This window comes from Pseudomonas sp. P5_B2 (genome assembly GCF_056400445.1).
In genome coordinates this window covers 1-9,950 of the sequence record NZ_JBFULH010000142.1, presented here as the reverse complement: position 1 = coordinate 9,950, position 9,950 = coordinate 1, and the positions used below count along the sequence as shown (strand labels likewise).

Genomic DNA, 9,950 nt, shown 5'->3' with positions numbered 1-9,950 from the left:
GACAAACGTCGCCCTCGGCAGCAGCGCGCCGCAGATGGTGGTCAGCCTGCAAGCCACCCTCGCAGAAACCCCCGATATCGCCGTCGGCAGCGTGATCGGCAGCAGCATCTTCAACATTCTCGTTACCCTCGGGCTCTCGGCGCTGATCATTCCGCTGCGCGTATCGCGACATCTGGTGCGCCTGGACATTCCGCTGATGATCGGCGCCAGCTTGCTGGTGTTCGTCCTGGCCTGGAATGAAGAACTGACCCGCATTGACGGGGTGATGCTGCTGGCCGCACTGGCGCTGTACCTGGGCTTGCTGCTGCGCCAGTCTCAGCACTCGGCTCGTCCACCATCGAGCGATCCGCACAGCCAGCCGGCCCCCTGGTTCACCAGCCTGCTGATGATCGTGGCCGGGCTGGCGATGCTGATCTACGCCGGGCACCTGCTGCTGGGGGCGGCCGTTGAGGTCGCCACGGATCTAGGGTTGTCGGAACGGATCATCGGCCTGACCATCGTTGCCATCGGCACCTCCCTGCCGGAGTTGGCCACCTCATTGATCGCTGCCCTGCGCGGTGAGCGGGAGATTGCCGTGGGCAACGTGATCGGCAGCAACCTGTTCAACCTTCTGGGTGTGTTGGGCGTGACGGCACTGATCGCGCCATCCCCCCTGTCGGTTTCACCCAACGCCCTGGATTTCGACTTGCCGGTGATGCTCGGTGTAGCGGTGTTCTGCTTGCCGCTGTTCTATACCGGCTACCGGGTGACCCGGGCCGAAGGTTTGCTGTGTCTGGGTTTGTACCTGGCTTACGGTCTGCACGTGGTGTCGTTCACCACCGGCATGCCATTGGCCGGCAAGCTTGAACACCTGATGCTGTTTTTCGTCCTGCCGGCGCTCGTGGCGTTTCTGCTGTTCACGTCGCTGCTCGCCTGGCGTCGCCAACACCACAAGAGGGATTTGCCATGACCGACACTAAAAAACCTGGCGTTGAAGTCCGCCGCCAAGTGATGGGCGACGCCTTCGTCGACCGCGCACTGGGCAATGCCACGGAATTCACCCAGCCGCTGCAGGATTTCGTCAATGAACACGCCTGGGGCGCTGTCTGGAATCGTGATGGCCTGGCGCTGAAAACCCGCAGCCTGATCACCCTCGCCGCGCTGACCGCGCTCAAATGTCCGCAAGAACTGAAAGGCCACGTGCGCGGGGCACTGAACAACGGCTGCACGGTGGAAGAGATTCGGGAAACGCTGCTGCATTGCGCGGTGTATGCCGGCGCGCCGGCAGCGATTGATGCGTTTCGGGCAGCGCAGGACGTGATTGATAGCTATCAGAAGCCGGAGTAAATCTCTGGCAGTTTGTGGTGACTGTTCAACCGCCTTCGCGAGCAAGCCCGCACACATTTGATTACCAGCGTACAAAGATTCTGTGTGCGCTGAAAATCTAATGTGGGAGCGGGCTTGCTCGCGAAGAGGCCCTATAAACCACCGCAGATCCCGAAGTTAGATCCACCCACCCCACTGCAACAAAAAGATCCCGATATTAGTGGTCACCGCTGCCATCAGTGTCGTAATCACAATGATCGCCGCCGCCAGCTCATGATTACCATTGGCCTGCCGCGCCATGACAAAACTCGCGGCAGCGGTCGGGCTACCAAAGTACAAAAACAGAATCCCCAACTCCGCCCCACGAAAGCCCCAGAGCCAGGCGCCAAGGGTCGCCAGTACCGGCAGGCCGATCATCTTCACCAGGCTTGAGCTGAACGCCATGTTGCCGCTCTTGCGCAACGCAGCCAGCGACAGCGTGCCACCGATGCAGATCAGCGCCAGCGGCAAGGTGGTTTGCGCCAGGTATTGACCGGATTTCTCCAGCCAGCCCGGCAAACCTATCTGGAAGTAAGCAAACGGCGCCGCCGCAAACACGCTGATGATCAACGGGTTGCCCATCACGCTTTTGCAGATGCTCCACGGATCGGACTTGATCACCGGGCTGTATACCGCCAGCACAATGGTCGAGAGCGTGTTGTAGAACAGAATCACCAGCGCCGCGAGAATCGCGCCGAGGGATATCCCGTAATCACCGTACATACTCGCTGCCAGCGCCAGGCCGATCACCCCGTTGTTGCCGCGAAACGCGCCCTGGGTGTAGATCCCCCGATCCTCACGCGGGCACTTCCAGATCGCCCAGCCCCAGGCAATGGCGAAACTCACCAGCGTGGCAATCGAGAAGTAGATCAGTAGTGCCGGTTGCAGCGCAGCGTGGAGGTCGGCATGCAGGATGCCCAGAAACAACAACGCCGGCATGGTGACGTTGAACACCAGGGCCGACGCGGTGATGATGAAATTGTCGTTGATCCAGTTGATGCGCTTGAGCAACGCCCCCAAAAACAGCATGGCAAACACCGGCGCGGTGATGTTCAGGGTTTCGAGGAAGATAGCCAGCATGCCGGGGGGAACCTTGGGTGAGCGTCGTTAGGGGGCTAATGATAAGCCACTTTCACCCTGATCGTTCCCACGCTCTGCGTGGGAATGCCTCTTGTGACGCTCCGCGTCACGCTTTGGGACGTAGAGCGTCCCTGACTGCACTCCCACGCGGAGCGTGGGAACGATCATTATGCAGGCGACTCGGTCTCAGGTAATCGGCGCCGGGTTGAACAGGGTGATGTCGTTATGCAGCTTGTGCTGCTCGGCCCACGTCTGCTTTTTCCCGCTGGCCACGTCCAGGTAGTAGTGAAACAACTCCCAGCCGAGGTCTTCAATCGAAGCTCGCCCAGTCGCAATCCGCCCGGCATCGATGTCGATCAAATCCGGCCAGCGCTGCGCCAGCTCCGTACGGGTCGAGACCTTCACCACCGGTGCCATCGCCAAACCATACGGCGTGCCGCGCCCGGTCGTGAACACGTGCAGGTTCATCCCCGCCGCCAATTGCAACGTCCCGCAGACAAAGTCACTGGCCGGGGTCGCACAGAAGATCAGCCCTTTGCGCTTGAAACGCTCGCCAGGGCCAAGCACGCCGTTGATCGCGCTGCTGCCGGACTTGACGATCGAGCCCAGGGACTTCTCGACAATGTTCGACAACCCGCCCTTCTTGTTGCCCGGCGTGGTGTTGGCGCTACGATCAGCTTCGCCCTTGGCCAGGTAACGGTCGTACCAGTCCATTTCCCGCACCAGCTCCTGAGCGACTTCCTCAGTCTCCGCGCGGGAGGTCAGCAAGTAGATGGCGTCGCGTACTTCAGTGACTTCGGAAAACATCACCGTCGCACCGGCACGCAGCAACAGGTCCGAGGCATAACCCAGCGCCGGGTTGGCGGTGATCCCGGAAAACGCATCACTGCCACCACACTGCATGCCCAGAATCAGCTCGGAGGCCGGCACGGTTTCCCGGCGACGCTGATCGAGCTTCTTCAGACGAGTTTCGGCCAGCGCCATGATCTGCTCGATCATCTCGGTGAAACCGTGACTCGAATCCTGCAAGCGGTACAACCACGGCTCGCTCAGATCGACCGAACTGTCGTTCTCGTGCATCACTTGCCCGGCCTGCAACTTCTCGCAGCCCAGGCTGATCACCAACGCTTCGCCGCCCAGGTTCGGGTTGCGCGCCAGGTTGCGCACGGTGCGGATCGGGATGTACGCGTCGGCCGCCGTAATCGCCACCCCACAGCCGTAGCTGTGAGTCAGCGCCACCACGTCATCGACGTTCGGGTACTGTGGCAGCAACTCGTCCTTGATGCGTTTGACCGCATGATCGAGCACGCCGGTGACGCACTGAACGGTCGTGGTAATCCCAAGAATGTTGCGCGTACCAACGGTGCCGTCGGCGTTGCGGTAGCCCTCGAACGTAAAGCCTTCCAGCGGTGCCTGCGCCGCCGGCACTTCGGTGGACAGCGGCAAGCTGTCCAGCGGTGGCGCGGTGGGCATGCGCAGTTGATCTTCCTTGACCCAGCTGCCGCGCGGGATCGGCTGCAACGCGTAGCCAATGGTCTGGCCGTAACGAATCACCTGGCCGCCTTCGGGAATGTCTTCCAGCGTGACTTTGTGGCTCTGTGGCACGAAGTCCACGGTCACCAGGCCATCGGGAAACTCAGTGCCGGCCGGCACGCCCTGGTCATTGACCACGATCACTACGTTGTCCCGCTCGTGCAGGCGGATGTAGCGCGGCGAGTCGGAATGTTCAATCAACTGCATGACGCCGCTCCTCAGGAATGCGCTTGTGACAATTTGTGATTTGTTTCAGGGCCGCTGACAGGCGGCTCCTTAAGCACCACACGTTTGATCGGACCGACGATCACCAGGTAGCTGAACACTGCAACCAGTGCGTTGCAACCGACAAACACCAGCGCCCATTTGAACGAACCGGTGGAGCTGATGATGTAGCCAATCACGATCGGGGTGGTGATGGAAGCGATGTTACCGAAGGTGTTGAACAGGCCACCACTGAGACCAGCGATCTGTTTCGGCGATGTATCGGACACCACAGCCCAACCCAATGCGCCTACACCTTTGCCGAAGAATGCCAGGGCCATGAAGCCGACGACCATCCATTCAACGTCAACGTAGTTGCAGGCCACGATGCTGCTGGAAACCAGCAAGCCGGCGATGATCGGCGCCTTGCGGGCGAAGGTCAGGGAATGGCCTTTGCGCAGCAGGTAGTCGGAAATCACACCGCCCAACACACCACCGATGAAACCGCAGATCGCCGGCAACGAGGCAATGAAACCGGCCTTGAGGATGGTCATGCCGCGTTCTTGCACCAGGTACACCGGGAACCAGGTCAGGAAGAAGTAGGTGATGGCGTTGATGCAGTACTGGCTCAAGTAAACGCCCAGCATCATGCGATTGGTCAAGAGCTGACGGATGTAGTCCCATTTCGGACCTTCAGCCGGTTTGCCAGCGGCTTGCCCTTTGCTTTTGTCCTGGTCCATGTCGACCAGGCCGCCGTTATCGGCGATGTGTTTGAACTCAGCCTCGTTGATCCGTGGGTGCTCGCGTGGGCTGTAGATCACCTTCAGCCAGATGCCCGAGAAGATGACGCCGATGACACCCATGACGATGAATACGTGCTGCCAGCCAAAGCTGTAGACGATCCAGCCCATCAGCGGTGCAAACAACACKGTGGCAAAGTATTGCGCCGAGTTGAAAATCGCCGAAGCCGTACCGCGTTCAGCGGTCGGGAACCAGGCCGCCACAATGCGTGCGTTGCCGGGGAAGGATGGTGCTTCGGCCAGACCGACCAGGAAGCGCAGCATGAACAGCGCTACCACCGCGGTGGACATGCCGAACTCGCCGACATAACCCTGCAACACGGTGAACAGCGACCAGGTGAAGATGCTCAATGCATAGATTTTTTTCGAACCGAAACGGTCCAGCAGCCAGCCACCGGGAATTTGCCCGGCCACGTAGGCCCAACCGAATGCAGAGAAGATATAACCGAGGGTGACCGCGTCGATGCCGAGGTCTTTTTGCAGGCTGGAGCCCGCGATGGCGATAGTGGCCCGGTCGGCATAGTTGATCGTGGTCACCAGAAAAAGCATGAGCAGGATCAAATAGCGGACGCGAGTCGGCTTGGTCGCTTGCATGTAGATGTACTCCCACTGATTATTTTTATGCGGGTAATAACAATTTCTTGCCGGATCTGGCCTTGTAGGAGCCGGGCTTKCCCGCGATAGCATCACCGCGCAGTGTCAGTCACAACTCAGTGATGCTATCGCGGGCAAGCCCGGCTCCTACAAAAGCCAGATCCCACAGGTTTTGCGTGTATCAGGAACCGATGTAAGAGGTCTTCACCACGGTGTAGAACTCTTGCGCATAGCGACCTTGCTCGCGGGATCCATAGGATGAACCTTTACGCCCGCCGAATGGCACGTGGTAATCCACGCCAGCGGTCGGCAGGTTGACCATCACCATCCCGGCCTGGGAGTGGCGCTTGAAGTGGTTGGCATACTTCAGCGAGGTAGTGGCGATACCCGCCGACAGACCGAATTCGGTGTCGTTGGCCATGGCCAGCGCTGCTTCGTAATCGGCAACGCGAACCACGTTGGCCACCGGGCCAAAGATCTCTTCGCGGCTGATGCGCATCTCGGCTTCGCTGTCGGCAAACAATGTTGGCGCGAGGAAGTAGCCTTCAGTATCGCAAGTCACCAAACCGCCGCCGCTGACCAGACGTGCACCTTCGGACTGGCCGATGTCGATGTACTTCATGTCCTGTTCAAGCTGAGCTTGCGAGACGACCGGGCCGATGTCGGTGCCGGCTTTCAGCGCGTGACCAACCTTGATCGACTTCATGCGTTCGGCCACGGCTTCGACGAACTTGTCGTGGATGCCGGCGGTAACGATGAAGCGGCTCGAAGCGGTGCAACGCTGGCCGGTGGAGTAGAACGCGCTCTGTACCGACAGCTCGACCGCTTGTTTGAGGTCGGCGTCGTCAAGAATGATCTGCGGGTTTTTGCCACCCATTTCCAGCTGAACCTTGGCTTGACGCGAGACGCAGCTGACCGCGATCTGACGACCAACGCCAACAGAACCGGTGAAGCTGATGCCGTCGACTTTCGGGCTCTGCACCATTGCATCGCCAACTACACGACCGCTGCCCATCACCAGGTTGAACACACCAGCCGGGAAGCCCGCGCGGGAGATGATTTCAGCCAGGGCCCAGGCGCAACCCGGTACCAGATCGGCCGGTTTCAACACGACGCAGTTACCGTACGCCAGGGCCGGAGCGATTTTCCACGCAGGGATTGCGATCGGGAAGTTCCACGGCGTGATCAGGCCAACAACGCCCAACGCTTCGCGAGTCACTTCAACGTTCACGCCTGGACGTACCGACGGCAAGTAGTCGCCGGACAGACGCAGGGTTTCACCGGCGAAGAACTTGAAAATATTACCGGCGCGGGTCACTTCGCCGATGGCTTCAGGCAAGGTCTTGCCTTCTTCACGGGCCAGCAAGTTGCCGAGTTCTTCGCGACGGGCGAGGATCTCAGTGCCGACTTTATCCAACGAATCGTGACGAGCCTGAATGCCCGAGGTCGACCAGGCCGGGAACGCAGCGCGAGCGGCGTCGATGGCGGCGTGGACCTGAGCCAGATCGGCTTTGGCGTAGTGGCCAATGGTGTCGCTCAGTTCGGACGGGTTGATGTTGGCGCAGTATTCACTGCCCGCTACCCATTCACCATTGATGTAGTTATCAAAACGCTTTGCATCTGCCACGGAATATTCTCCTCACGCAAAAGGCCGCTGATCACTCAGCGGCCTTACTAAATCGGATGTGTTATTGCGCGCCTTGCTTGTCGATCAGCGCGGCGAGCATTTCGTACTCTTCGGCCGTCAGCTCGGTCAGCGGTGCACGCACAGGACCAGCGTCGTAGCCGGCAATTTTTGCCCCGGCCTTGACGATGCTCACTGCGTAACCGGCTTTGCGGTTACGGATGTCCAGGTACGGCAGGAAGAAGTCGTCGATGATCTTGCCGACGGTGGCGTGATCTTCGCGAGTGATGGCGTGGTAGAAATCCATCGCGGTTTTCGGGATGAAGTTGAATACCGCCGAGGAGTAAACAGGCACGCCCAAGGCTTTATAAGCTGCGGCGTAAACTTCGGCGGTCGGCAAACCACCCAAGTAGGTGAAACGATCACCGAGACGGCGACGGATCGACACCATCAGCTCGATATCGCCCAGGCCATCCTTGTAGCCGATCAGGTTCGGGCAACGCTCGGCCAGACGTTCCAGCAGCGGAGCGGTCAGGCGGCAGACGTTACGGTTGTAAACCACCACGCCGATTTTTACCGATTTGCACACAGCTTCAACGTGGGCGGCAACGCCGTCCTGGCTGGCTTCGGTCAGGTAGTGCGGCAGCAGCAACAAGCCCTTGGCGCCCAGACGCTCGGCTTCCTGTGCGTACTCGATGGCTTGACGGGTCGAACCGCCGACGCCAGCCAGAATTGGCACGCTGGTTTCGCAGGTGTCGACGGCAGTCTTGATGATTTCCGAATATTCGCTGGCCGCCAGGGAGAAGAACTCACCGGTGCCGCCTGCGGCGAACAGAGCCGAGGCGCCGTATGGGGCCAGCCATTCGAGACGCTTGATGTAGCCCGCGCGATTGAAATCGCCCTGAGCATTGAAATCGGTAACCGGGAAAGACAGCAGGCCGGAAGAGAGGATGGACTTCAGTTCTTGTGGATTCATTATTCGAACACCCTGGGTAGCAACGTTTGTGTGTGTGTGTGAGGAAACCGTTCAGCTTTCGCCGAGTTGTAGGTCATCGTACAACTTAAATAATAACCGTCAACTGCATTTCATCGCTGCCTGCTGATTTTTTGTCGGACGATTTTCTTCTTGACGTAGGAAAAGTCTCATCTATGATCGACACAACTGTATGGACATACAGTTAAATAAGTTCGTAACTAGACATATCAAGGAGCAAGAAATGTCAGGTCTACACACAAAACAGCAGGAAACCGCCAATCAGATCATTGCCAATCTGGATGATCTTTTTACCGAAGACGGCATTAGCATCAGCGGCAATGAACACTTGGTTCTGCGCCTTGGCGAACAACACAATGCTGCAGCTCAACCGCCCGCCTCTGCTTCTGCTCTGAGAATCCAGCCTCAGTTGCGTTTCGAGGGCGGTGAACACACTGCCATCGGCGACACCACGCTGCTGCTTTTCATCAACGATGCCCCCGCCATTCCAGCAGCACAGGTTGAACTGCACCTGCCCAACGGCCTGGCGCTGACCTATGGCCAGGTCGTTGCGTTGGGGGGTGATTTTTATGGCATTCCCGATCAGCCCATCAGTGATGGCGCGACACCTGCTGATCGCATCCAGCGTTTCGCCAGTGCCTTTAACTCCCTCGCCGTTCTGCCGGCCTCCAATGCCGAGGCCAAGCAGATCCTCGCCGTCATGCAAAAGGAAATCGCCGCGGTTAACCAGGCCATCCGGGACGGCAAACAACCTCACGAGGTCTATGACGCCCTTGGAGATACGTTGTCGGAAGAGTGGAACAAGATTACCGGCAGTTTTGTTTCGGCTCTGCTCCCGTTGGGACGTTATCTGAAATTGGCCGCGAACAATTCTGACCACTTTGCCGAAGGGGCGTTGGCAGCCTATATCGCAGGCCACACAGCCGCTGTGCAGCAAGCGGTGCTGGCAAAAAACAGTGGCGATGAACAACAGCTGGAAATCGCCTACGCGATGAATGCTTTTGCTGATCACTACCTGACCGACCTGTTTTCCGCTGGTCACTTGCGCGTACCGCGAAAGCAATTGGCCGCGGTGGTCACGCCCAGAGATCTGGGCTCGCTGATCACCCGTTTCATGCACGATGAAGACAGCAAATTCGGCCTCAATGTGCGCAACGGCAACGGCGATCAATGGCGAGCCTACGGCGACAAGCGTTATTTCGATGCGATCGACAGCGCCAACCGACTTCAGGTCAACCAAGCGGTTCAGCTTTCTGCGGATGAAATCTTCACCGCATACCTCAGCGGTGTCGCACCGTTGCCCGGTAATTTCAGCGCCTTGAAACAGTTGCCGGACCTGCAAACCGTGCTGAACCCTGCCGGCAATTTCTCGCCATTGTTCAGGATCGAGGGCAACAAAGTGCTGCGGCGCAAGGACGTCAACAACCTGAACGACACCGCCACCGTCGACGATTGGTGGGGCTGGAGCACTTACCTGCTACTCAAGAACTACACACCCACTGGCAACGTTGCCTGATAAGGAGATCGATGATGACTATCAAATTGAAACTGGAACTGGCTTCGGGGCAATCAATGAATGGTGCACCACTCGAGCTATTGTCCAAGGGTGTTGTGATTGGGCGGGCGGTGGTAGATGAACGTGGGAGTGCGGTATTTGATGCCAGGCCCGGGGCGGCTGAATTGGCTGTGAGGGTAGATCGCTCGATCCTGCGCACTGGCTGATTTTTGCATCAGGGCTACTGTCCTCTTCGCGAGCAAGCCCGCTCCCACAGTAGAT

General features: G+C 58.8%; 9 protein-coding genes. 4 read left to right on the top strand and 5 right to left on the bottom strand.

From position 1 onward, the window contains the following. On the top strand, nucleotides 1-949 hold a 949-nt coding region (locus AC1DRJ_RS13595), incomplete at its 5' end, for a calcium/sodium antiporter (protein ID WP_477802607.1). Then, nucleotides 946-1,326 (top strand): carboxymuconolactone decarboxylase family protein, encoded by a 381-nt coding sequence (locus tag AC1DRJ_RS13590; protein WP_477802606.1) that lies wholly within the window; start codon nucleotides 946-948, stop codon nucleotides 1,324-1,326. The genes AC1DRJ_RS13595 and AC1DRJ_RS13590, both read left to right, overlap by 4 nt. A 156-nt stretch (nucleotides 1,327-1,482) precedes the next feature. On the opposite strand, the gene AC1DRJ_RS13585 is transcribed toward AC1DRJ_RS13590, so the two are convergent. From AC1DRJ_RS13585 to kdgD, 5 genes are all read right to left on the bottom strand, one after another. Continuing rightward, entirely contained in the window at nucleotides 1,483-2,424 is a 942-nt protein-coding gene (locus tag AC1DRJ_RS13585) for an AEC family transporter (protein ID WP_477802605.1), read from the bottom strand. A 186-nt stretch (nucleotides 2,425-2,610) separates the two neighbouring features. Then, nucleotides 2,611-4,164 carry a galactarate dehydratase gene (gene garD / locus AC1DRJ_RS13580; protein WP_007942781.1) on the bottom strand — a complete coding sequence of 518 codons (1,554 nt, stop codon included), beginning with the start codon at nucleotides 4,162-4,164 and terminating at the stop codon, nucleotides 2,611-2,613. 11 nt (nucleotides 4,165-4,175) lie between these two features. Further along, on the bottom strand, nucleotides 4,176-5,555 hold the full coding sequence (locus AC1DRJ_RS13575; protein WP_477802604.1) for an MFS transporter: 1,380 nt from the start codon (nucleotides 5,553-5,555) through the stop codon (nucleotides 4,176-4,178). A gap of 181 nt (nucleotides 5,556-5,736) precedes the next feature. Further along, nucleotides 5,737-7,182, bottom strand: a complete 1,446-nt coding sequence (locus AC1DRJ_RS13570; RefSeq protein ID WP_477802603.1) for an aldehyde dehydrogenase family protein — start codon at nucleotides 7,180-7,182, stop codon at nucleotides 5,737-5,739. A gap of 61 nt (nucleotides 7,183-7,243) precedes the next feature. Continuing rightward, on the bottom strand, nucleotides 7,244-8,155 hold the full coding sequence (gene kdgD, locus AC1DRJ_RS13565; protein WP_477802602.1) for a 5-dehydro-4-deoxyglucarate dehydratase: 912 nt from the start codon (nucleotides 8,153-8,155) through the stop codon (nucleotides 7,244-7,246). A gap of 241 nt (nucleotides 8,156-8,396) precedes the next feature. On the opposite strand from kdgD, the gene AC1DRJ_RS13560 reads away from it, so the two are divergent. Continuing rightward, nucleotides 8,397-9,689: a phospholipase gene (locus tag AC1DRJ_RS13560; protein WP_477802601.1), complete on the top strand. Its 1,293-nt coding sequence runs from the start codon at nucleotides 8,397-8,399 to the stop codon at nucleotides 9,687-9,689. 14 nt (nucleotides 9,690-9,703) lie between these two features. Beyond that, entirely contained in the window at nucleotides 9,704-9,895 is a 192-nt protein-coding gene (locus AC1DRJ_RS13555; RefSeq protein WP_477802608.1) for a hypothetical protein, read from the top strand. Nucleotides 9,896-9,950 lie beyond the last annotated feature (55 nt).

What these genes read in the sequence shown, in the direction of transcription:
- AC1DRJ_RS13590 (WP_477802606.1), top strand. Translation starts at nt 946, where the DNA reads ATGACCGACACTAAAAAACCTGGCGTTGAAGTCCGCCGCCAAGTGATG.
- AC1DRJ_RS13585 (WP_477802605.1), bottom strand. Translation starts at nt 2,424, where the DNA reads ATGCTGGCTATCTTCCTCGAAACCCTGAACATCACCGCGCCGGTGTTT.
- garD (WP_007942781.1), bottom strand. Translation starts at nt 4,164, where the DNA reads ATGCAGTTGATTGAACATTCCGACTCGCCGCGCTACATCCGCCTGCAC.
- kdgD (WP_477802602.1), bottom strand. Translation starts at nt 8,155, where the DNA reads ATGAATCCACAAGAACTGAAGTCCATCCTCTCTTCCGGCCTGCTGTCT.
- AC1DRJ_RS13560 (WP_477802601.1), top strand. Translation starts at nt 8,397, where the DNA reads ATGTCAGGTCTACACACAAAACAGCAGGAAACCGCCAATCAGATCATT.
- AC1DRJ_RS13555 (WP_477802608.1), top strand. Translation starts at nt 9,704, where the DNA reads ATGACTATCAAATTGAAACTGGAACTGGCTTCGGGGCAATCAATGAAT.